General features: G+C 70.3%; 21 protein-coding genes. 9 read left to right on the top strand and 12 right to left on the bottom strand.

Features of this window, described 5'->3' with window-relative positions; translation table 11 throughout:
* Positions 1-59: 59 nt before the first annotated feature.
* The 3 genes from ACIRF9_RS17860 to ACIRF9_RS17850 all read right to left on the bottom strand — a co-directional run bounded on the left by ACIRF9_RS17860 (position 60) and on the right by ACIRF9_RS17850 (position 2,998).
* Positions 60-368, bottom strand: a complete 309-nt coding sequence (locus tag ACIRF9_RS17860) for a hypothetical protein (RefSeq protein ID WP_014673544.1) — start codon at positions 366-368, stop codon at positions 60-62.
* Between the two features lie 395 nt (positions 369-763).
* Complete coding sequence (locus ACIRF9_RS17855; RefSeq protein ID WP_403822390.1) at positions 764-2,095, bottom strand: peptidase S8; 1,332 nt, start codon at positions 2,093-2,095, stop codon at positions 764-766.
* 270 nt (positions 2,096-2,365) lie between these two features.
* Positions 2,366-2,998: a TetR/AcrR family transcriptional regulator gene (locus tag ACIRF9_RS17850; protein WP_403822387.1), complete on the bottom strand. Its 633-nt coding sequence runs from the start codon at positions 2,996-2,998 to the stop codon at positions 2,366-2,368.
* Between the two features lie 79 nt (positions 2,999-3,077).
* On the opposite strand from ACIRF9_RS17850, the gene ACIRF9_RS17845 reads away from it, so the two are divergent.
* On the top strand, positions 3,078-3,983 hold the full coding sequence (locus ACIRF9_RS17845) for an oxidoreductase (RefSeq protein WP_403822384.1): 906 nt from the start codon (positions 3,078-3,080) through the stop codon (positions 3,981-3,983).
* 154 nt (positions 3,984-4,137) lie between these two features.
* Here ACIRF9_RS17845 and ACIRF9_RS17840 read toward each other — a convergent pair whose 3' ends face one another.
* Positions 4,138-4,389, bottom strand: a complete 252-nt coding sequence (locus tag ACIRF9_RS17840; RefSeq protein WP_403822381.1) for a DUF397 domain-containing protein — start codon at positions 4,387-4,389, stop codon at positions 4,138-4,140.
* Between the two features lie 68 nt (positions 4,390-4,457).
* Between ACIRF9_RS17840 and ACIRF9_RS17835 the strand changes: the two genes are divergently transcribed.
* The gene (locus ACIRF9_RS17835; RefSeq protein WP_403822379.1) at positions 4,458-5,204 is read left to right on the top strand and encodes a trypsin-like serine peptidase; all 747 of its coding nucleotides are present in this window, start codon (positions 4,458-4,460) and stop codon (positions 5,202-5,204) included.
* 37 nt (positions 5,205-5,241) lie between these two features.
* Here the strand turns inward: ACIRF9_RS17835 and ACIRF9_RS17830 are convergent, their stop codons facing one another.
* Complete coding sequence (locus ACIRF9_RS17830; RefSeq protein WP_403822376.1) at positions 5,242-5,976, bottom strand: carbonic anhydrase; 735 nt, start codon at positions 5,974-5,976, stop codon at positions 5,242-5,244.
* Between the two features lie 224 nt (positions 5,977-6,200).
* Between ACIRF9_RS17830 and ACIRF9_RS17825 the strand changes: the two genes are divergently transcribed.
* From ACIRF9_RS17825 to ACIRF9_RS17815, 3 genes are all read left to right on the top strand, one after another.
* A complete protein-coding gene (locus ACIRF9_RS17825; RefSeq protein ID WP_403822373.1) occupies positions 6,201-7,907 on the top strand; it encodes a serine/threonine-protein kinase in 1,707 nt (568 codons plus the stop codon).
* 123 nt (positions 7,908-8,030) lie between these two features.
* A complete protein-coding gene (locus ACIRF9_RS17820) occupies positions 8,031-8,975 on the top strand; it encodes an NlpC/P60 family protein (protein WP_403822476.1) in 945 nt (314 codons plus the stop codon).
* 168 nt (positions 8,976-9,143) lie between these two features.
* Positions 9,144-9,854 (top strand): phosphatase PAP2 family protein, encoded by a 711-nt coding sequence (locus ACIRF9_RS17815; RefSeq protein ID WP_403822370.1) that lies wholly within the window; start codon positions 9,144-9,146, stop codon positions 9,852-9,854.
* A 2-nt stretch (positions 9,855-9,856) separates the two neighbouring features.
* On the opposite strand, the gene ACIRF9_RS17810 is transcribed toward ACIRF9_RS17815, so the two are convergent.
* Positions 9,857-11,416: an FAD-binding oxidoreductase gene (locus tag ACIRF9_RS17810; protein WP_403822367.1), complete on the bottom strand. Its 1,560-nt coding sequence runs from the start codon at positions 11,414-11,416 to the stop codon at positions 9,857-9,859.
* A gap of 117 nt (positions 11,417-11,533) precedes the next feature.
* Positions 11,534-11,704 (bottom strand): hypothetical protein, encoded by a 171-nt coding sequence (locus tag ACIRF9_RS17805; RefSeq protein WP_403822364.1) that lies wholly within the window; start codon positions 11,702-11,704, stop codon positions 11,534-11,536.
* Between the two features lie 153 nt (positions 11,705-11,857).
* Here ACIRF9_RS17805 and ACIRF9_RS17800 point away from each other — a divergent pair, with 153 nt between their 5' ends.
* Complete coding sequence (locus ACIRF9_RS17800; protein WP_403822361.1) at positions 11,858-12,715, top strand: hypothetical protein; 858 nt, start codon at positions 11,858-11,860, stop codon at positions 12,713-12,715.
* A 130-nt stretch (positions 12,716-12,845) separates the two neighbouring features.
* Positions 12,846-13,031 carry a hypothetical protein gene (locus tag ACIRF9_RS17795; RefSeq protein ID WP_403822358.1) on the top strand — a complete coding sequence of 62 codons (186 nt, stop codon included), beginning with the start codon at positions 12,846-12,848 and terminating at the stop codon, positions 13,029-13,031.
* Here ACIRF9_RS17795 and ACIRF9_RS17790 read toward each other — a convergent pair.
* Complete coding sequence (locus ACIRF9_RS17790; RefSeq protein ID WP_403822355.1) at positions 13,017-13,370, bottom strand: metal-sensitive transcriptional regulator; 354 nt, start codon at positions 13,368-13,370, stop codon at positions 13,017-13,019. The two genes, ACIRF9_RS17795 and ACIRF9_RS17790, sit on opposite strands and share 15 nt — an antisense overlap.
* Before the next feature lie 206 nt (positions 13,371-13,576).
* On the opposite strand from ACIRF9_RS17790, the gene ACIRF9_RS17785 reads away from it, so the two are divergent.
* Positions 13,577-14,197, top strand: a complete 621-nt coding sequence (locus ACIRF9_RS17785; RefSeq protein ID WP_403822352.1) for a DUF47 domain-containing protein — start codon at positions 13,577-13,579, stop codon at positions 14,195-14,197.
* Between the two features lie 7 nt (positions 14,198-14,204).
* Positions 14,205-15,203, top strand: coding sequence for an anion permease (locus ACIRF9_RS17780; RefSeq protein WP_403822349.1), 999 nt, complete (start codon positions 14,205-14,207; stop codon positions 15,201-15,203).
* A 1,186-nt stretch (positions 15,204-16,389) separates the two neighbouring features.
* Here the strand turns inward: ACIRF9_RS17780 and pstB are convergent.
* The 4 genes from pstB to pstS all read right to left on the bottom strand — a co-directional run bounded on the left by pstB (position 16,390) and on the right by pstS (position 20,607).
* Positions 16,390-17,166: a phosphate ABC transporter ATP-binding protein PstB gene (gene pstB / locus ACIRF9_RS17775; protein WP_403822347.1), complete on the bottom strand. Its 777-nt coding sequence runs from the start codon at positions 17,164-17,166 to the stop codon at positions 16,390-16,392.
* Between the two features lie 71 nt (positions 17,167-17,237).
* Positions 17,238-18,302, bottom strand: coding sequence for a phosphate ABC transporter permease PstA (gene pstA / locus ACIRF9_RS17770; RefSeq protein ID WP_403822345.1), 1,065 nt, complete (start codon positions 18,300-18,302; stop codon positions 17,238-17,240).
* Positions 18,299-19,342, bottom strand: coding sequence for a phosphate ABC transporter permease subunit PstC (gene pstC / locus ACIRF9_RS17765; RefSeq protein ID WP_403822342.1), 1,044 nt, complete (start codon positions 19,340-19,342; stop codon positions 18,299-18,301). The genes pstA and pstC overlap by 4 nt, the downstream gene beginning before the upstream one ends.
* Before the next feature lie 137 nt (positions 19,343-19,479).
* Positions 19,480-20,607 carry a phosphate ABC transporter substrate-binding protein PstS gene (pstS, locus tag ACIRF9_RS17760; RefSeq protein ID WP_403822340.1) on the bottom strand — a complete coding sequence of 376 codons (1,128 nt, stop codon included), beginning with the start codon at positions 20,605-20,607 and terminating at the stop codon, positions 19,480-19,482.
* Positions 20,608-20,804 lie beyond the last annotated feature (197 nt).

Genomic DNA, 20,804 nt, shown 5'->3' with positions numbered 1-20,804 from the left:
ACGGGTGGGTGGGGGTGGAGGGGTGCCCGGACGGGCTCGGACGGGGCCGGGACAGGCGGCTATACGGCCATGCCGTACACGATCGTGAACAGTGTGCCGAGTGAGCCGATGATGAAGACGCCCGTCAGACCGGCGATGATGAGGCCCTTGCCCTGTTCCGCACTGAAGGTGTCCCGGAGGGCCGTGGCGCCGATGCGCTGCTTGGCGGCGCCCCAGACGGCGATGCCGAGGCAGAGGAGGATGGCGACCGCCATCACGACCTCGATCATCACCTTGGCCTCGTTGCCCAGGCTGCCGAAGGGGCCCCAGTCCGGAGCGATCCCGCCGATGATGGTGTTGATGTCGCCCTTGTCGGCCGCAAACAGCATGTAAGTCACCGCCCCTGGTGGGTAGTTCCGCGTGTCCCCTGCGGAGCGCAGAGGTCAGGCCTCATTGTCGCCGACGATGTCGCCGTCGTATGTCGACTTGGCGTCATTGACGGGTGGGATTCGTATGAATGGTTCGTACGGTCACTCTGTGTATCACGGCAGGTCACGCCGGGCAATGAGGTCGGAGCGGAACCTGGGTGTGGTTCCGTCGTTGACCCACTTCAGGGCGCCTTGCCGTTTCTGACGGCTGGTCGGGTGAGTGTACGTTTCGATGTTCTCATGCCCGGCTCGACGGCATGGCGAACGGGCCGCGGCTGGATGCCGCGGCCCGTTCGCCCGTGCCACTGTGGCCCCCACGGTCCACCGTGGCTGTTCTTGGGTGTGGTGAGGGTCTGTCAGCCGGTGAAGGCGTCGATGCCCTCCGGGGTGCCCACGCCGGTGGGGCCGTCGTAGCCCGACTTGGCGGTGCACAGGTAGCTCGCGCTGGAGGAGCAGCTGCCGTTGCTGCCGCTGGTGACGTCGTTCAGGGCGGAGGTGCCCAGGTAGGCGTAGGGGTAGGAGGCCGGGTAGTCGCTGCTGCCCGGGGTGCCGGCGAGGGCGTAGACCGCGGCGATGATGGGCGCGGAGGCGCTGGTGCCGCCGAAGGTGTACCAGCCGGCGGTGACGCCGTAGGAGTCGTAGACGGAGACGCCGGTCGCCGGGTCGGCCACGGCCGAGACGTCGGAGATGGTGCGCTTGGAGCAGCCGGTGTCGGTCTGCCAGGTCGGCTTGGCGTCGTAGGCGGAGCAGCCGGAGCCGGTGCCCTCGGTGGAGCTGGTGTTCCAGACCTTCTCGGTCCAGCCGCGGGTGGTGGAGGACGTGGACAGGGCGGTGCCGCCGACCGACGTCACGTACTTGGAGGCGGCCGGGTATTCGGCGCCGTAGCCCTCGTCGCCCGCGCTGACGGTGATGGCGACGCCGGCGTGGTTGAAGTACGAGGAGTCGTACGAGGTGTCGGAGGAGGACTCCGAGCCGCCGTAGCTGTTGGAGACGTACTTCGCGCCGAGGGTGACGGCGCGGTTCACCGCGGTGCCGAGGTTGGCCATGGTGGCGGACTTGGCCTCGACGAGCAGGATGTTGCAGTTCGGGCAGACCGCGCTGGCCATGTCGAGGTCGAGGGAGATCTCCTCGGCCCAGCCGCTGTCGGCGGAGGGGAGGGAGGTGGTGGAGCCGGTCTGGCTGACCTTCTTGAAGCAGCCGTTGGAGGTGGTGCAGGAGGAGAGGCCGTAGTACGAGCGGTACTTCGCGAGGTCGGCCTCGGCGTTCGGGTCGTCGTAGGCGTCGACGATCGCGATGGTCTCGCCGGAGCCGTTGTCGGCGGCGGCGTCGGTCAGGCCGTAGGCGTCCTGGAGGTCGGACGGGCCGTAGCCGGTGGGGCTGGCCGCGGCGGCCTTGGGGGTGACCTTCGCGGTGTCACCGGTCTCCTTGGCCCGCGCCTTCTGGAAGGCGGTGGTGCCGCCGGTGACGCGGAAGGAGTCGCAGGCCAGTTCGCCCTTGTGCTTGGGGGTGGCGCAGGGGGTGGCCGCCCAGGTGACCTTGGCGCTCGTGGGGGTGGTGGGGGCCGCGCTCGCGGGGGCCGCGGTGCCGAGGCCGGCGAGGACGAGGGCGGCGGCGCCGAGGGCCGAGGCGCCGATGCGGCGCCATCTGCCGGGTGCGGCAGGGGGGTTGGGGGAAGTCGTCGTACGCAACGGACAGCTCCTGAAGGTGGGTGACAGGGGCGGTGCGGGTGGGGGGTGATGCGTTGCCACCGGTACGTGGTCCCCGGTGGCGGGCGGCGGCCCGCCGACGACTGTGCGCTTGTTGAGTACGCGACAACAAGAAGGGTTGCGGAGTTCTGACTTCCGCCTTACTCAGGGGGGTTGGGGGATTGCCCGTCGATGGTGGGCGGATGGACGGGATATGGCTGGATCTTGACCCTGCTCACAGCCCGGACACAGGTGGCCGGGCGGGCGGGGCCGTCAGTGGCGGATCAGGCCGTGCAGGGTGTGGTGGACCAGGTCCGCGACGCCCGCGAGGACCGACTCGGGGGCGAGCATCTCGTTCGCCGTGAACGAGGCATAGCCGTGCAGGGTGGCCCCCAGGAACACGGTCAGCCGGGCCGGGTCGCCCTCGACGATCTCGCCGCGCCGCTGCCCGTCCGCGATCAGCCGCTCCAGCGACCCGACCGTACGGTCCACGGCGGCGGCCATCCGGGCCGGGGTGTCCGAGCCGTCGGGGTCGGCGGGGGCGTGCTTGCGGGCGTACATCAGCTCCAGGAGCGCGGCGTTGTCGATGGCGAAGCCCAGATAGGCGCGGGCGAGCCCGGTGAGCCGGGGTTCCAGGGGGAGGGCCGGGTCGTCGGCGGCCTCCAGGACCTCGGCCATCCGGTCGAACCCGCTGAGTGCGAGGGCGTCGAGCAGGGACTGCTTGTCCTTGAAGTGCCGGCCGGGCGCGGCATGGCTCACGCCGATCTCGCGGGCCAGCTCCCGCAGGGAGAGGGCTGCGGCGCCCCTGTCGCGGAGGGTGCGTTCGGCGGTGGCGAGCAGGGCGGAGCGGAGGTCGCCGTGGTGGTAGGGGCGGTTCTCGAGGGACGGCGACGGCGACGGCGGCATGTGGACATCATATCCCGATGTAGGCGGCGCCATCATTGTTGTCGTTGCCACCTTTGTTGGCAGCGTCTACATTGGCTTCATGGCTGAGAAGAAGAAGGCATGGAGTTCCGCGGACATCCCCGACCTCACCGGGCGCACGGTGATCATCACCGGGGCCAACAGCGGTATCGGGTTCACCGCGGCCGACGCGCTGGCGAAGGCGGGGGCGCACGTCGTCCTCGCCGTACGGGACCCGGAGCGCGGGCGGGCCGCCGCGGCGCGGATCCCGGGCAGTACGGAGGTCCGGCGCCTCGACCTGGCGGACCTGTCGTCCGTACGGGATTTCGCGACGGAGTGGGCGGGGGCACCGCTGCACACGCTGATCAACAACGCCGGCGTGATGATGCTGCCCAGGGAGTCGACCGCGGACGGTTTCGAGCGGCAGTTCGGCACGAACCACCTGGGTCACTTCGCCCTGACCAACCTGCTGCTGCCGTACGTCACCGACCGGGTCGTCACCGTCTCCTCGGGCGCCCACCGGTGGGGCGGCGCGGTGATCGAGTTCGACGATGTGAACATGGCGGCGCGGTACACCCCGCAGCGGGCGTACGCCCAGTCCAAGCTGGCGAACCTGTTGTTCACCCTGGAACTCCAGCGCCGTCTCGCCGAGTCCGGCTCGTCCGTCCGGGCCCTGGCCGCCCACCCCGGATACTCCGCGACCAACCTGCAGAGTCATGCGGCCAGCCCGCTGGCCCGGGTCTTCATGCGCGTGGGGAACGCCCTGCTCGCCCAGGACGACCGGGCGGGCGCCCTGCCCACCCTCTACGCCGCCACCCAGGACCTGCCCGGCGCGAGCTACGTCGGACCGGACGGGCTGGGCGAGATGCGCGGGGCGCCGACGCTGGTGGGGCGGTCGGCGGCGGCCTGCGACGCGGACGCGGCGCGGCGGCTGTGGACGCTGTCGGAGGAGCTGACGGGGGTGCGCTCGGGGGTCGGCGTGCGCTGAGCGGCTGCCCTCGTGCGGTCAGTGGATGCGCTGGGCGGCCGTCGTCGTGCGGTCGGCGAGTGCAGTGGACGGCCGCTGTCGTGCGGTCAGCGGGTGCACCGGGTGGCCGTCGTCGTGCGGTCGGCGGGTGCCCTGGACGGCTGCCTTCGTACGGTCAGTCGCCGAGTTCGACGCCCTCCACGAAGTGGTCGAACTCGCCTGCCTGGACGCCCAGGACGAAGGCGTCCCACTTGCGGCGGTTGGTGGTGACCACGTTGGCGGGGTCGCTGGTCTCGCGGAGGTAGACGGGGGCCTCGCCGTCCTCCCCGCTTCCCTCGCCGAAGGCGATCTCGATCCAGGGGCCGGGGCCGGTCGCCCCCGGCGGGGCGGCACGGATCCAGGTGAGGTCCGGGGGGATGTCAGCCATGGGCTTCACCCTAGCTCCGGGAGGCGCGTCTGACGGTTCTCTCACCTTGGTGGGACACAGTGGGGCCGATGAAGCGAAACGCGCTGTCCGGTGCGGTCGTGCTGTTGGCCGTGGCCGTCACCTCCGCCTCCGAGGCCGCCGCCGACGGCGGGCTCGGGCCGCTCGGGGTCACCACCGTGGCCGCGGCGACGAAGGACTCCGCGCGGGTCGGCGCGCTGTTCGACGCCGAGGACGCCGGTCACCTCGCCGGCGGTCACTTCTGCACCGCCTCCGTCGTGCACGCCGTGCACCGCAACCTCGTCGTCACGGCCGCCCACTGCCTCGGCGAGGGCGGTGACCTCGTCTTCGTACCGGGGTACCGGGACGGAAGGGCACCCTACGGCGTCTGGAAGGTCGCCCGGGTCTTCCTGCCCGACGGGTGGGCGAAGGGGCAGGACGAGGACAGCGACGTGGCGTTCGCGACCCTTCGGGCACGGGACGGCAAAGGCGTCGAGGACGTCGTCGGGGGCAACCGGCTCGCCACCCGGACGACCACCGGAGCGACCGCCGTGACCGTCACCGGATACCCGAACACCCGCGAGGTCCCGATCCGCTGCATCAACCGGCCGACCTCGCACAGCGCCACCCAACAGCGCGTCGACTGCCCCGACTTCACGGGCGGGACCAGCGGCAGCCCGTGGGTGAACGGGGACGGGCAGGTCGTGGGCGTCCTCGGCGGCCATGAACAGGGCGGGGCGACGGCGGACATCTCGTACAGCGTGGTGCTGGGGGCGGAGGCCGCGAAGCTGTACCGCGAGGCGGCCTCCGACCCCTAGAGTCCCTGGGTTCCCCGGGTTCCCCGGGTTCCCCGGGTCAGGTGACGGGGTGGACGAGCTGGGTGGTCAGCTCGTAGCGGGCGCCCACGACGGCCAGTTCGCCGGCGGCGATCTTCGCGGCGAGGTCCGGTTCGGTGGCGAGGCGGGAGCGGACGGCTCGTATGTTGGCGTCGATGGTCGAGTCGACGCGGGCGTCGCCTTCCTTCGTACGGTCGATGTTCGGGGCGATCTGGTCGGCCAGGTACTGGATGTGGGCGGGCAGGGCCTCGCCGGACTCGTCCGCCTGGACGGCCGCCTTCACGGCGCCGCACGACTGGTGGCCGAGCACCACGACCAGCGGGATGTCGAGTTCTAGCACTCCGTAGGCGACGCTGCCGAGGACGGCCTCGTCCAGGACCTCGCCGGCGGAGCGGACGGTGAGCAGATCGCCGAGGCCCTGGTCGAAGACGAGCTCGGGGGGCACGCGGGAGTCGATGCAGCCGAGGATGACGGCGAAGGGGTGCTGGCCCGCCGTCAGGCTCTGGCGGACGGCGGGGGTTTCGTCGGGGTGCCGCTCGCAGTAGGTGCGCCAGCGGCGGTTGCCCGCGGCCAGTTCGCGCAGTGCCTCGTCGGCGGTGGTGGGGCGGGGGGTGGTGGTGCCGCGAGGGGTGGGGGCGGCGGAGGCCGGGGCCGCTCCGAGGGCGAGGGCGCCGCCGCCCAGGGTCATGGCGCCGGCGAGGCCGCGGAGGAGGGAGCGGCGGGCGGTTCTGTGGGGGGTTTCGTCAGAGTTCACGGCCTGGAACGTATGTCCGAGTCCGGAACGGGGTGACGGCGTTGCCGAATCATGGGCGTGGATGGGGATTACGGGGGCGACTGTTGGTCCGCGTTTGACGTGGACGGGGGCTGGTGTTGACCCCGGGGGCCGTCCGGTGCGGCTGACGCCGGATCAGCTGCCGCGGGCGGGTGCGGGGCCGACCCTGTATCTCCCGAAGTGATCTATGTGGCATGGTCGGTTCAGTGGACGCACTGAAGGAACGGGACCCGGCGCGGATCGGCGCGTACACGCTGCTGGCCCGGCTCGGGGCGGGCGGCATGGGGCAGGTGTATCTCGGGCGGTCGCCCGGGGGACGGCTCGTCGCGCTCAAGGTGATCCGTGACGAGATCACCGACCATCCGGAAGCGCTGGCACGGTTCCGCCGGGAGGTGGAGACGGTGCGGGCGGTGCGGAGCGCGTACACGGCGAACCTCATCGACGCCTCGCTGGACGCGGCGCCGTATTGGCTGGCGACCGAGTACGTACCCGGGCCCACGCTGAGCAACGCCGTGGCGCACAGGGGGCCGCTGCCCGTGGAGACGTGCCGGGCGCTGCTCGCGGCCCTGGCCGAGGGGCTCGCGGCGGTGCACGCGTACGGGGTCACCCATCGGGACCTCAAGCCGCAGAACGTGATCCTCGCGGCGCAGGGGCCGCAGCTCATCGACTTCGGCATAGCGCGGACCGCGGCGCAGACAGCGCTCACCGAGGCGGGATTCGCTCCCGGCACACCGGGTTTCACGGCTCCCGAGGTGCTGTTGCGCAACGAGGTCGGGCCAGCCGCCGATGTCTTCGCCCTCGGCGCGACCCTGGCCTACGCGGCCACGGGGCGTCCGCCCTTCGGGCATGGCGAACCCGCCGGCGTCAGCTATCGCGCCGTCCACGAAGCCATCGACCTCGCCGGTGTGGATCCGGGGCTGGCCGCTCTCCTCGAGGCGTGCGTGGCCAAGGACCCGGCGGCACGGCCCGGTCTCGGTGAGGTGGTCGCGCGATGCGGCGTGCGGACCGCGCTCGTCGAGGACCCGTTCTACGGGGGGCTCGCCGCGTTGGGGGAGGCGGTTCCCTCGACGCCGTCGGCCCTGCCCGCGATGCCCGCCACCCCGCCGGCCGACGCAGCGGCCGGCCTGCACGACGCACCGACGGTGGCGCCCCGAGCCCCGCACCCCTACGGCTACACGCCCACCCAGGCCGCCCAGCCGGCCCCGACCGCCCGGCCGCGTGGGAAGTCGTGGCTGATCGCCGGAGCCGCGGGCGTGGCCGTCGTCGTGGGGGCCGTGGCCGCTCTCACGCTCCTTCCGGGCGGGGACGGCGACTCCGGCAAGGGCACGCAGGGCACGGCGGGACCGGGGACCACCTCGGCGGCGGTCACGACCCCCGGCGGTGACGAGTCGGAACTGCAGCCACCGGCCTACGTGGAGCAGACGAACCCCTCCCGTGACTTCTGGGACGCAGACGCGACCTCGGCGGGCGGTGGCACCGGGGCGTGCAACCTGCCGTCGGAGGAGCAGAACGTGCAATTCCAGTGGTCGGTCTCGGCGGCGGACGGCAACGGCCCCTACACCTCCGGCAAGGGCAGCATCGGATTCCGGCTCAAGTACGACGTCTCCGAGCCGTACTACGTCTCCGTGGCCGTGAAGGCCCCGCACGCGATCGACCAGGACACGGGCAAACCCTTCGAGGGCGCGGCCCAGGCGAACCTGGACCTGGGCTACACCAGCAAGCCCGTCGCGGCCGGCACCGAGTGGGTGCAACTGACCTATCCGGACGACTTCCACCAGATCGTGCGGGGCCAGGAGGCCGGCGGGGCCATACCTGTCGAGAACGACCCCGGTGACTGGACGGTGCTCTTCCTCCATGTCCAAGGAACCAAGAAATACGCGAGCATTCTCTGCGACGGGTTCGTCGCGAAGTAGCGCACACGACATGGACAGGTTCGGGAAAAACCCGTAAACAGGCCTGTGGTGGGGGAGGGTTGAGGCGTGCGAAAAGTTTGGGTGGTCGGCGGAGCCGTGGTCGGGCTCGGGCTGAGCTTCGTGATGCTGCTCGTCATCGGGGTGTACGTCGTGGCGGGGAACCTGGTCAACGGCGTCGGTGCGGGAAGCGTCGGGCTGGCCAAGGGGGCCGTGCCGTCCGCCTACAGCGCGCTCGTGCAGAAGTGGGGCAATCTCTGTTCCGCCATCAATCCCGCACTCCTGGCTGCCCAGTTGTACCAGGAGAGCGGTTTTGACCCGGATGTCGTGAGCCCCGCGGACGCGCGCGGCATCGCACAGTTCATCCCCAGCACCTGGGCCACGCACGGCATCGACGGCGACGGGGACGGCGACCGGGACATCTGGGATCCGAATGACGCGATTCCATCGGCCGCCTCGTACGACTGCGATCTCGCCAAGTACGTCAAGACCGTGCCGGGCGACATCACCAACAACATGCTCGCGGCCTACAACGCGGGCCCCGATCGCGTCATCAGGGCGGGCGGCGTTCCGGCGATCCGGGAGACGCAGAACTACGTCAAGACGATCCGCACGCTGGAGAAGAGCTTCGCCGCCCCCGTCACCCGCGTAGATCCCTCCAAGCAGGCCGCCGGGGCCATTTACTACGCGCAGAAGAAGTTGGGGACGCCCTATCTGTGGGGTGGGAACGGTACGCCTGAGCAGGGGGGACGGTTCGACTGTTCCGGGTTGACCAAGGCTGCTTACGCGAGTGTGGGGATCACCTTGCCCCGGGTCGCCAATGATCAGTACAACGCCGGGCCGCATCCGAAGCGGAGCGAGTTGTTGCCGGGGGATCTGGTGTTCTTCTCCAATGATTTGGGCAACTCGCGGGCCATCCATCACGTGGGGATCTATGTGGGGGGCGGGTACATGATCGACGCTCCCTACACGGGCGCCGTCATCCGGTTTGATCCCATCGACACGGCTGACTACTTTGGTGCCACCCGCGTCACCGAAGATGGCGCGAAAGCGCTCCCCACGAACGTGTGAAGGGTCTTCGGACCCGCCCCCTGAGCTGCGGCGATGTATCTCTCTTCGATAACGTCTGCGTGATCATTCAGTGGAGAGTGGAACGTATCAACCGGGGCCGTGCGTTCCTGTTGGGGCGGGCGCACGTGAGATGCGCTGGGCAGAACATGACGAAGGGGCCGCAGCACCATGGCTGGACTCGCCGAATCCGGGTCGAACCCCGACGTCGACCTGCTCTACGACATCAACGGGCTCGCCAAGGACGCCCCGCACTGGCTCGACCGGATCGTCGAGTTCGTGGGGGAGTACGGACTGCTGCTCGCCATGGTCCTGTTGATCGTGTGGTGCTGGGCGAGCGGGCGGCGCGGGGTGCGGGGGGCCGAGGAGGCCTCGGCCTCGGTCGCCGCGCTGGTGTGGGCTCCGCTGGCCGCCGCCGTCGCGGTGCTGGTGAACGTGCCCATACGGGGCTTCGTGGAGCGGCCCCGGCCGTTTCTCGATCACCAGGGGCTCGAGGTCCTCGTCTCCGGCAAGACCGACTACTCGTTCGTGAGCGATCACGCCACCCTCACCATGGCGATGGCGGTCGGACTGTTCGTCGCCAACCGGAAGTTCGGGCTCGTCGGGATCGGGATCGCGCTGCTCGAAGGGTTCTGCCGGGTCTACATGGGCGTGCACTACCCGACCGACGTGGTCGGCGGGTTCGCGCTCGGGACCGCCGTCGCCCTGCTGCTGTCGCCCCTTGCCGCCCTGGCGCTCACCCCGCTGGTGAAGGCCGTCGAGCGGTCGCCCCGGGTGGGGTGGATCGTGCGGAGCCGGAAGGCGAGGGACCGGGCCCGGGACGCGTTCATCCCGGGAGCCCGGTCCGGTGCCGCCTCCGAGGAGCGGGACCTCGCCGCCTGAGCTCAGAGAGCCTGCGGGTAGGTGAAGAAGCCCGTCGGGTCGTACCGCTTCTTCAGCTGGGTCAGGCGCGGGAGCGCGTCGCCGTAGTACGCCTTGCGCCAGTCGGTGAGGGTGGGGTCCGCGTAGTTCTGGTACGCCGCGCCCGAGGCGTACGGCTTCATCGCCTTGTGGGCCCCGTTCAGCCAGGTCTGGGCCGTCGAGCCCGTGGTGCCCGCCCTCCACGACACGATGTACTGGGCCAGCATGCGGGAGCGGCGGTGGACGAACGCCGTGGCCGTGGGGGACACGCGGTTCACCGCGCCGCCCAGTGCGGTGAGCGCGATGCTGCCCGCGCCGCCCTGGACCGACGTGATCTGCTTCAGCAGGGTCTGGATGCCCGCCGACGACAGGGAGCGGTCGAAGAAGTCGGAGCGGGCCGTGTACGTCTCCCGGCCGAGCTTGCCCTGCGGGGAGCGGCCCGGGGTGGAGCCCGGCAGATGGCACTGGGCGTCGGTGGAGAAGGAGGAGCAGCCGGCGTATATCTCCATGGCTTCCTCGTACGACCGGCGGCGCAGGGAGACGGAGGACGCGGGGGCGCCCACCTTGTCGGCCAGGCGGTCGACCGCGTTCTGGAGCTGGCCGTAGGTGCCGATGCAGAAGGCGGCGACGGCGACCCGGGGGGTGCCGCCCGCCGGGCTCTCCAGGTGGAGGGAGGACCAGATCTCGTCCGGCTGTGACGGGCCCCACTCCTGCCAGGCCTTCACCACGGCCGCGGCCTTCGCCCAGGGCCAGGTGAGGTAGCCGGTCACGGCCTGCGGGGCGGGGTGGGTTTTGAAGTGCAGTTCCGTGACGACGCCGAAGTTGCCGTTGCCCGCGCCGCGCAGGGCCCAGAAGAGGTCCTTGTTCTGGGTGGCGTTGGTGACGAGCTGCTTGCCGTCCGCCGTGATGATCGTGGCCTGGGTGAGGCTGTCGCAGGTCAGGCCGTACGCGCGGGAGACCACGCCGTGGCCGCCGCCGAGGACCAGGCCCGAGACGCCGACCGTGGGGCAGGAGCCGGCCGGGATGGTGACGCCCTTCGCGGCGAGGGCGCGGTAGACGTCGATCAGTTTGGCGCCGGCGCCCACGACGGCCGTACTGCCGCTCGCGCGGACCTTGTTCAGCTTCGAGACGTCGACGATCAGCCGGCCGTCTCCGGAGGACCAGCCGCCGTAGGAGTGGCCGCCGTTGCGGATCGCGACCTTGGTGCGGTGGGCGCGGGCGTAGGCGAGGACGGTGCGGATGTCGTCGGCGTGGGCGACGTACGCCACGGCCGCCGGCTTCAGGTTGTCGAAGCGGGTGTTGTAGAGCCGGCGGGCCGTCGTCCAGGAGGCGTCGCCGGGGCGGACGAGCGTGCCGTCCAGGTCGCGGGCGAGCGCCGTCCAGTTGGCGGGCGCGGAGGCGGCGGAGGTGGTGAGGGTGGTCAGTCCGGTGGCGCTCTCGCCACTGGAGGCATGCGCGCTGCTGCCGTTCGACGAGCTGCATGCCGCCGTGGCGACCGCCGCGACCGCGGCCGTGCCGCCTGCGATGAACGTACGCCGTTCCATGTACTGCGCCTTCCGTCGGCCTGTCGGCTTCCCACGGCCTGTCGGCTTCACATGGTGCGAGATGCGACGTCGAGGCTACGGGTTCCCGCGGACGGCGGCGGTGACGGAACGGTGACGTCAGCCGCGGGCGTGGCCCTCGGCGTCCGATCTGGCCAGGCTTCTCGCCCTGCGGGCCGGACCGCGCCAGCCGCAGGTGCAGCGGGCCAGGCAGAACCTGCCCTGTTCGACGGTCGTGGTGGTGTGCTCCCCGTCGGTGCGGGGGTGGGCCGAGCCGTCCTGCTGCGTCACGCAGACAACGTTACCCAGGAACGGTAAGGGACTTGCACGGCGCCCGTTCGGCGGTCGCGCCGGGGGCGGGGCGCGTGACGGGGGCACGGGGTCGTCGTTAGGCGGAACGACAGGGGGCCCGTGACGGACGTACCGGCTGGGGGTAGGCAGACGATGGACGAGCGGTGGCACAGGCGGTGCGGGTGGCGCGGTGTGGCGGTCGTCGCGGGGCTCGTCGTCGGGGGCTGTGCCGGCGCGGTGGGGTGTTCGGGGTCCGGGGGCGGCGCGGGCGGTGGCGAGGACGCGCGGGGCGGGGAGGCGGTGGAGCTGCTGCACCGGTCCGCCGACGCGTTGCGGGCGGCGGGCAGTTCCCGGGCCCGTACGTCCATGGAGATGGCCACCGGCGGGACCCGGGTGACGATCCGGGGCGAGGGGGTCTACGACTACCGTAGGCAGCTGGGGCAGTTGAGGGTGCTGCTGCCGCAGGATCCGGCGGGGACGAGCGAGCACCGGCCGATCACCGAACTGCTCGCGCCGGGCGCGCTGTTCATGAAGAACCGGGGTGCGGGCGTCCCCGACGACAAGTGGGTGCGGGTGGAGACGGCGACGCTGTCCGACGGGAACCTGGTGACCGGCGGCGCCACGGATCCGTTCGCGGCGGCGGAGGTGCTGCGGGGGGCGCGTACGGCGACGTTTGTGGGCAGGACGGAGGTCGCCGGGACGGCGGTGCGGCACTACCGGGGGACCGCGGATCTGGCGGTGGCGGCCGACGACGCGTCCGCCGGGAGCCGGGGGGCGCTGGCCGCGGCGGCGAAAGGGTTCGCCACCGCGCACGTGCCGTTCGACGTCTACCTGGACGACGACGGGCGGATCCGCAAGGTCCGGCACCGCTTCAGCTTTGTGAACGGGCGGCAGCGGCAGGAGGCCGTGGCGGTGGCGTCGACCACCTTGCTGTACGACTTCGGGACGCCCGTCGACGTACGGCTGCCTGCGGCGCGGGACATCTACGCGGGGCGGATCGCGGAGGAGTGAGGGGTACGGGGGTGGGGGTGAGGAGGGAGATCCGTCACAGGGCGGGCAACAAGGACTAGCCCGTCCGTGCCATGCGCGCGGTGTATACCGCTCCCTACTCTAGGAAGCCGGTGACGGCAGAGACGAGGTGATGCGCGTGGCTCCGGTCGGCGGTACGGCAGTTCAGGACCACGTGGCCCTCGCCGAGATCGAGCTGTGCGGGGAGCTGATCATCGCGGCCTCGGCGGCCGGGGAGGAACGACTCAGCCTGGAGAGCATCGACCAGGTGCTGCGGGTGGCGGAGGAGCGGGACGGCTCCGGGTCAGGTGCGCAGTAGGCGGCCGATCGCCTTCGTCGCTTCCTCCACCTTCGCGTCGATCTCGTCGCCGCCCTTGAGGGCCGCGTCGGCGACGCAGTGCCGCAGGTGTTCCTCCAGCAACTGCAGGGCGAAGGACTGCAGGGCCTTGGTGGAGGCGGACACCTGGGTGAGTATGTCGATGCAGTAGGTGTCCTCGTCGACCATCCGCTGCAGGCCACGGATCTGGCCCTCGATCCGGCGCAGGCGCTTGAGGTGCTCTTCCTTCTGTTTGTGGTAGCCGTGCGTCGCGTGCGGGGTGGGGGAGAGGTCCCCGGGGGGCGTCGGGTTGGTGGGCTCGGTGGCCTCCGTCGTCGTCATCGCGTCCTCCCGTTTCGGACATATACCCCTGCCGGGTATATCGTAACGAACTTTGCCGGGTACAGGACCCTTGAAGTGCCCCTGTGCTGATCACTCTGTCCGATGGGTGACACTGGGGGACGGCCCGATAGCCATGTCCGGATGGTGCGCTTAGCATCACCCTGGCCCCTAGCCTGACCGAAACCGATGGATCCTGAGGACCCCAAGTGCGCTTTCGTCTGACCCCCAGGGAGACGAGCTTCTACGACATGTTTGCCGCATCCGCGGACAACATCGTCACCGGCTCGAAACTCCTGATGGAACTGCTCGGGGCGGACACCGCCGGCCGGGCCGAGATCGCAGAGCGTATGCGGGCCGCGGAACACGCCGGTGACGACGCCACGCACGCGATCTTTCACCAGCTGAACTCCTCGTTCATCACGCCGTTCGACCGTGAGGACATCTACGCCCTCGCCTCGTCCCTCGACGACATCATGGACTTCATGGAGGAGGCCGTCGACCTGGTCGTCCTCTACAACGTCGAGGACCTGCCCAAGGGTGTCGAGCAGCAGATCGAGGTGCTGGCGCGGGCGGCGGAGCTGACGGCGGAGGCGATGCCGAATCTGCGCACGATGGAGAACCTGACCGAGTACTGGATCGAGGTCAACCGGCTGGAGAACCAGGCGGACCAGATCCACCGGAAGCTGCTGGCGCATCTCTTCAACGGCAAGTACGACGCGATCGAGGTGCTGAAGCTCAAGCAGATCGTGGACGTGCTGGAGGAAGCGGCCGACGCGTTCGAGCATGTGGCGAACACGGTGGAGACCATCGCCGTCAAGGAGTCCTGAGCTCTTCATGGACACCTTTGCTCTGGTCGTGACCATCTGTGTCGCGCTCGGCTTCACGTACACGAACGGTTTCCACGACTCCGCGAACGCGATCGCCACGTCCGTGTCGACGCGGGCGCTGACGCCGCGGGCGGCGCTGGCGATGGCCGCGGTCATGAATCTGGCGGGGGCGTTTCTCGGGTCCGGGGTCGCCAAGACCGTCAGTGAGGGGCTGATCCAGACGCCCGAGGGGTCGAAGGGGATGGGGATCCTCTTCGCCGCACTGGTGGGCGCGATCACCTGGAACCTCGTCACCTGGTACTTCGGGCTGCCGTCCTCGTCCTCGCACGCGCTGTTCGGTGGCATGGTGGGGGCCGCGCTGGCGGGGGGTACGACGGTCTACTGGAACGGGGTCCTGGACAAGGTCGTCATCCCCATGTTCGTGTCGCCGGTCGTCGGGCTGATCGTCGGTTATCTGGTGATGACCGCGATCATGTGGATCTTCCGGCGGGCGAATCCGCACAAGGCGAAGCGGGGGTTCCGGATAGCGCAGACCGTTTCCGCGGCCGGGATGGCGTTGGGACATGGTCTGCAGGACGCGCAGAAGACGATGGGCATCGTGGTGATGGCGCTGGTCATCGCGGATGTCGAGGACTACGGGGATCCGATCCCGGTGTGGGTCAAGATCGTGTGCGCGGTGATGCTGTCGGCGGGGACGTACGCAGGTGGGTGGCGGATCATGCGGACGTTGGGGCGGAAGATCATCGAGTTGGATCCGCCGCAGGGGTTCGCCGCGGAGACGACCGGGGCGTCGATCATGTTCACCACGGCGTTTCTGTTCAAGGCGCCGATCTCCACGACGCATGTGATCACGTCGGCGATCATGGGTGTGGGTGCGACGAAGCGGATCAATGCGGTGCGGTGGGGTGTTGCCAAGAACATCGTGCTGGGGTGGTTCATCACGATGCCGGCGGCTGCGGTGGTCGCCGCGGCGTCGTTCTGGGTGGTGAACCTGGCGTTCCTGTAGGCCCGCCGCCCACCCGACTCGGTCGGCCGAGCGGCACCCGCCCCGGGGCTCCGCCCCGAACCCCCAAACCCCGCCCACCCACCACCCGACTCGGTTGGCTGGATGGGCGGCCTTGTATGGGGCTTCGCCCCGGATGTCGGTGGGGCTTTGGCTCGGATCGTGGTGGGGCGTTCGCCCGGATTCCGGTGGGCTTCGGCTGTGGATCTCGGTGGGGCGTTCGCCTCGGATCCCGGTGGGGCTTTCGCCCCCGATCCTGGTAGGGCGTTCGCCTCGGATCCCGGTGGGGCTTTCGCCCCCGATCCTGGTAGGGCGTTCGCCTCGGATCCCGGTGGGGCTTTCGCCCCCGATCTCGGTGGGGCATTGGCTCGGAACCCAGTGGGGCATTGCCCTGGATCCCGGCGGGCGTTCGCCCCGGACCCTGGTGGGGCTTCGGCCCAGATCCCGGCCCGGCTTCGCCGGCGTGTTCCGACTTGGCGGCTACCTGCCCAACTCGTCGTAGGCACGGGCGGCCCAGTCCCCAGGGCGCAGCCACCCCTGACCAGGCAACCTCACGGGCCCCAGAGCCGCCTGCCGAACTCAGTTGCACGGCCCTCCCCCTCGTCGGAGGCAACCTGCACGACATGGTCCCCCGCCGGAGGCAGACGGCATGGCCTGTGCCCCCTGCCGAGGGCGACCGCGCCCGTGCCCCCAGCCCCCCGCCGGGGGTAACACGCACGACCTCCGCCCCCCCCGCCAGGGGTAACACGCGGGGCAACCCTTACGACCTCCGCCCCCGGCCGGGGGCAACCCGTACGACCTCCGCCCCCCCCGCCGGGGGTACCCGCACGCCCCCCGCCCCCCGCCGGGGGTACCCGCACGCCCCCCCGCCGGGGGCAACCCGTACGACCTCCGCCCCCGGCCGAGGGCAACCCGTACGACCTCCGCCCCCCGCCGGGGGCACCCGCACGCCCCCCCCCCGCCGGGGGCAACCCGTACGACCTCCGCCCCCCGGCCGGGGGCACCCGCACGCCCCCCGCCGGGGGCAACCCGCACCACCTCCGCCCCCGCCGGAGGCAACACGCACGCCCCCCACCCCCCAGCCAACCACCTGGGCCCGCCCCCCAAGGCAGTCGGGGGGCGGGCCCTTTGTGGCCTCGCGGTGGCACCGCCATGCAGCACCGCGAGGGGTTTGGGAGGGGCGTCGGGGTTAGCCGAAGCGGCCCGAGATGTAGTCCTCCGTCGCCTGGACCGAGGGGTTGGAGAAGATGCGCTCGGTGTCGTCGATCTCGATCAGCTTGCCGGGCTGGCCGACCGCCGCGAGGTTGAAGAAGGCCGTGCGGTCGGAGACGCGGGCGGCCTGCTGCATGTTGTGCGTCACGATGACGATCGTGAAGCGTTCCTTCAGCTCGCCGATCAGGTCCTCGATGGCGAGGGTGGAGATGGGGTCGAGGGCCGAGCAGGGCTCGTCCATGAGCAGGACCTTCGGTTCGACCGCGATCGCCCTCGCGATGCACAGGCGCTGCTGCTGGCCGCCAGAGAGGCCCGAACCCGGCTTGTTGAGGCGGTCCTTCACCTCGTTCCAGAGGTTCGCGCCCTTCAGGGACTTCTCGACGATCTCCGTCAGTTCGGCCTTCTTGTAGCTGCCGTTGAGGCGCAGACCCGCCGCCACGTTGTCGAAGATCGACATGGTGGGGAAGGGGTTCGGCCGCTGGAAGACCATGCCGATCTCGCGGCGGACGGACACCGGGTCCACGCCGGCGCCGTACAGATCCTCGTCGTCCAGCAGCACCTTGCCCTCGACCCGGCCGCCCGACGTCACCTCGTGCATACGGTTCAGCGTGCGCAGGAACGTCGACTTGCCGCAGCCGGAGGGGCCGATGAAGGCCGTCACCGAGCGCGGCTCGACCGTCATCGAGATGTCCTCGATCGCCTTGTGGGTGCCGTAGTAGGCGGTGAGCCCGCTTACATCGATTCGCTTGGACATGGTTACTACTTCACTTCCGTCTCGGTCGCTGAGCTGAGGGGCCACGCCCCGCGGAGCGGGAAAATGTCGCCTTAGCGACCGGTCTTGGGGGCCTTCCAGCGGGCGATCGCCCGGGCCACCAGGTTGAGGATCATCACGAAGGCGATCAGCGTGAGCGACGCCGCCCAGGCGCGGTCGTACGCCGCCGACGAGCCGGCGCTCTGCGCGTACTGCTGGTAGATGTACAGCGGCAGCGAGGCCTGCGCGCCCTCGAAGGGGTTGTTGTTGATGAAGGGGTTGCCGAAGACCAGCAGGAGGACCGGGGCCGTCTCGCCGGCGATGCGGGCCACCGCCAGCATGACGCCGGTGATGATGCCGCCGATCGACGTCGGGACGACCACCTTCAGAATTGTGCGCCACTTCGGGACGCCGAGCGCCAGGCTTGCCTCACGCAGTTCGTTCGGGACCAGCTTCAGCATTTCCTCGGTCGAGCGGACGACCACCGGCATCATCAGGATCGCCAGCGCGAGGGAGCCCGCGAAGCCGAAGGGCTGCATGTCGAACATCAGCATCAGGCTGAGGATGAACAGGCCCGCGACGATGGACGGGATGCCCGTCATGACGTCCACGAAGAAGGTGACGGCCTTCGCCAGGCCGCCGCGGCCGTACTCGACGAGGTAGATCGCGGTGAGGATGCCGATCGGGGCGCCGATCAGGGTGGCGAGGCCGACCTGCTCGAGGCTGCCGATGATGGCGTGGTAGATACCGCCGCCCGGCTCGGAGTCGGCGACCACACCCATCGAGTGGGTGAGGAAGTAGACGTCCAGGACCTTCACGCCCCGGACGATCGTCGTCCAGATCAGCGAGACCAGCGGGACCACGGCGAGGAGGAAGGCGACCCAGACCAGGGAGGTCGCGATGCGGTCCTTCGCCTGGCGGCGGCCCTCCACCTTGGCGGCGATGACGTACGTGCCGAGGACGAAGAGGATGCCCGCGAGCAGGCCCCACTGGACCTTGCTGTCCAGGCCGGCCGCGAGGCCGATCCCGACGGCGACGACGATCGAACCGCCGGCGATCGCCCAGGGGGACCACTTGGGGAGGCTCGCGCCGCGCAGGGTGCTGGGGCGCTTGTCGGCGACTGCTGTTGCGTGGCTCATGCGTTGGCCCCCGAGTACTCCTTGCGGCGGGCGATGATCATGCGGGCCGCGCCGTTGACCAGCAGGGTGATGACGAAGAGGACGAGACCGGAGGCGATGAGCGCGTCACGGCCGTACTCCGTCGCCTCGTTGAACTTGCTGGCGATGTTCTGGGCGAAGGTGCCGCCGCCGGGGTTCAGCAGGCTGGCGTGGATGTCGAAGTCGGGGGAGAGGACCGTGGCGACGGCCATCGTCTCGCCGAGCGCGCGGCCGAGGCCGAGCATCGAGGCCGAGATCACACCGGAGCGGCCGAAGGGGATCACCGCCATGCGGATGACCTCCCAGCGGGTGGCGCCCAGCGCCAGGGCCGCTTCCTCCTGCATCTGCGGGACCTGGCGGAAGACCTCGCGGCTCACGTTGGTGATCACGGGAAGGATCATGATGGCGAGGAGGATGCCCACCGTGAGCATCGAGCGCGGGGCGCCCTCGTCCCAGGAGAAGATCCCGGTCCAGCCCAGGTAGTCGTTCAGCCAGCCGAACAGGCCGTCCATGTGCGGTACGAGGACCAGGGCGCCCCAGAGGCCGTACACGATGGACGGGACGGCGGCGAGCAGGTCGACCACGTACGCGATGGGGCCGCTCAGGCGGCGCGGGGCGTAGTGCGTGATGAAGAGGGCGATGGCGACGGCGATCGGGACCGCGATGGCCATCGCGATGATCGACGAGACCACCGTGCCGAAGGCCAGGACCGCGACGCCGAACTTCGGCGGGACGACCCCGGTGTTCCACTCGAAGGTGGTGAGGAAGTTGGCGTCGTCCTCGCTGATGGCGAGGTAGGCGCGGTAGGTCAGGAAGACCGCGATCGCCGCCATGATCGCCAGCAGCAGAATGCCCGAGCCGCGGGAGAGACCGAGGAAGATCCGGTCACCGGGTCGGGTGGCGCCGCGGGCCGCGCGCTTCTGCTCGGCGTTCGCGGGCTGCGGGGTGATGGGGGGAAGGGAGTCGTGGGGCGGAGGCGAGTCGTCGGCCCCGGTGCCTGTCTTGTGCGTCGATATGTCCATGGGGGTCTCCGGTCTGCGGAGCCGCTGCGGGTGTGGGCGGCTCGGGCGGGGCCGGCTGCGGGGCGGCCCCTGGCGGCGGTGCACCGGACGGGTGCGGTCCGGTCCGGGTTTCCCCGGCGCCGGACCGCACCTTCAGATCAGCTCAGGCCGTCGATGGTGGTACGGACCTTGGAGATGATGGCGTCGGGGATCGGCGCGTAGTCGATGCCCGAGAGGATGCCCTGGCCCTCCGTGCTGGCGATGTAGCGCAGGAACGCCTTGGTGGCGGGCAGGGTGGCGGCCTTGTTGCCCTTGTCGCAGACGATCTCGTACGTCACCAGGGTGATCGGGTAGGCGCCGTCGGCCTTGGTGGTGTAGTCGAGCTTCAGCGACAGGTCACTGCCGGTGCCGACGACCTGGGCGGCGGCGACGGCCTTGGTGGCACCGTCGGAGGAGGCCTTGACCGGGGCGGAGGCGCCGGTGTCGATGGCGACCGTGCCCAGACCGTCCTTGGCGTACGACAGCTCCATGTAGCCGATCGCGCCGTTGGTCTGCTTCACGCCCTGGGCGACACCGGAGGAGCCGGAGGCGGACTGGCCGCCCTTGGCCTGCCAGGCCTTGCCGCCGGAGTACTTCCAGTTGTCCGGGGTGGCGGCGATCAGGTACTTGGTGAAGTTGTCCGTGGTACCCGACTCGTCGGAGCGGTGGTACGGCTGGATCTTCAGGTCGGGGAGCTTCGCGTCGGGGTTCAGCTTGGCGATCGCCGCGTCGTTCCAGTTGGTGATCTTGCCGTCGAAGATCTTGGCGATCGTCGCGGCGTCCAGCGTCAGGTCGTCCACACCGGAGACGTTGTACGCGACCGCGATCGGGCCGGCGACCATCGGCAGGTCGATGCCCTGGCCGCTGGAGCAGACCGACTTGGAGGCGGTGACCTCTTCGGGCTTCAGCGCGGAGTCGGAGCCGGCGAAGGCGACCTGGCCCTGGGTGAACGCGGTGACACCGGCGCCCGAGCCGGAGCCCTTGTAGTTCACCTGGACACCGGAGCAGGCCTGAGTGAAGTTCTTCACCCAGGCGTCGATCGCGTTCTTCTGCGCGGAGGAGCCGTCGGCGAGCAGCTGGCCCTTGGCGTCGTCGCACTTGATGGAGCCGGCCGCGGCGGTGGCGGAGGAGCTGCTGTCGCTGCTGGAGCCGGTGTCGTCGGAGCCGCACGCCGTGAGGGCCAGGGCGCCGGAGACGGCGAGAGCACCGAGGGTGAGGGCCCGCCGGTTCATGCGCTGAAGCTTCACTTGAGGGAGATCCTTCCAGGAGCCGCCGTCCTGAATTCGGCGGCGTGCGAAAGTCATGGGTGGCATGGCCGCGTCCGTCTGGACGCGTTCCGCACCGGGTAAGGCCGAAATTAGGCAGATCAGGTGAAGGCGCCTACGGGCGTGAATGAACGGCGGGTGAACCCCTGGGGACGGCCTGGTTAGGTCACGGAACGCTC

The organism is Streptomyces sp. NPDC096132 (genome assembly GCF_044763345.1).
Lineage (GTDB): Bacteria > Actinomycetota > Actinomycetes > Streptomycetales > Streptomycetaceae > Streptomyces.
This window is presented reverse-complemented; position numbering and strand designations above follow the sequence as displayed.

Excerpts from the sequence above, each read along its gene's own strand:
- ACIRF9_RS17810 (WP_403822367.1), bottom strand. The coding sequence starts at position 11,416 with ATGGAACGGCGTACGTTCATCGCAGGCGGCACGGCCGCGGTCGCGGCG.
- ACIRF9_RS17795 (WP_403822358.1), top strand. The coding sequence starts at position 12,846 with ATGCGCGTGGCTCCGGTCGGCGGTACGGCAGTTCAGGACCACGTGGCC.
- ACIRF9_RS17790 (WP_403822355.1), bottom strand. The coding sequence starts at position 13,370 with ATGACGACGACGGAGGCCACCGAGCCCACCAACCCGACGCCCCCCGGG.
- ACIRF9_RS17850 (WP_403822387.1), bottom strand. The coding sequence starts at position 2,998 with ATGCCGCCGTCGCCGTCGCCGTCCCTCGAGAACCGCCCCTACCACCAC.
- ACIRF9_RS17800 (WP_403822361.1), top strand. The coding sequence starts at position 11,858 with ATGGACGAGCGGTGGCACAGGCGGTGCGGGTGGCGCGGTGTGGCGGTC.
- ACIRF9_RS17815 (WP_403822370.1), top strand. The coding sequence starts at position 9,144 with ATGGCTGGACTCGCCGAATCCGGGTCGAACCCCGACGTCGACCTGCTC.
- ACIRF9_RS17835 (WP_403822379.1), top strand. The coding sequence starts at position 4,458 with ATGAAGCGAAACGCGCTGTCCGGTGCGGTCGTGCTGTTGGCCGTGGCC.
- ACIRF9_RS17860 (WP_014673544.1), bottom strand. The coding sequence starts at position 368 with ATGCTGTTTGCGGCCGACAAGGGCGACATCAACACCATCATCGGCGGG.
- ACIRF9_RS17845 (WP_403822384.1), top strand. The coding sequence starts at position 3,078 with ATGGCTGAGAAGAAGAAGGCATGGAGTTCCGCGGACATCCCCGACCTC.
- pstB (WP_403822347.1), bottom strand. The coding sequence starts at position 17,166 with ATGTCCAAGCGAATCGATGTAAGCGGGCTCACCGCCTACTACGGCACC.
- pstC (WP_403822342.1), bottom strand. The coding sequence starts at position 19,342 with ATGGACATATCGACGCACAAGACAGGCACCGGGGCCGACGACTCGCCT.
- ACIRF9_RS17820 (WP_403822476.1), top strand. The coding sequence starts at position 8,031 with ATGCTGCTCGTCATCGGGGTGTACGTCGTGGCGGGGAACCTGGTCAAC.
- ACIRF9_RS17780 (WP_403822349.1), top strand. The coding sequence starts at position 14,205 with ATGGACACCTTTGCTCTGGTCGTGACCATCTGTGTCGCGCTCGGCTTC.
- ACIRF9_RS17840 (WP_403822381.1), bottom strand. The coding sequence starts at position 4,389 with ATGGCTGACATCCCCCCGGACCTCACCTGGATCCGTGCCGCCCCGCCG.
- pstA (WP_403822345.1), bottom strand. The coding sequence starts at position 18,302 with ATGAGCCACGCAACAGCAGTCGCCGACAAGCGCCCCAGCACCCTGCGC.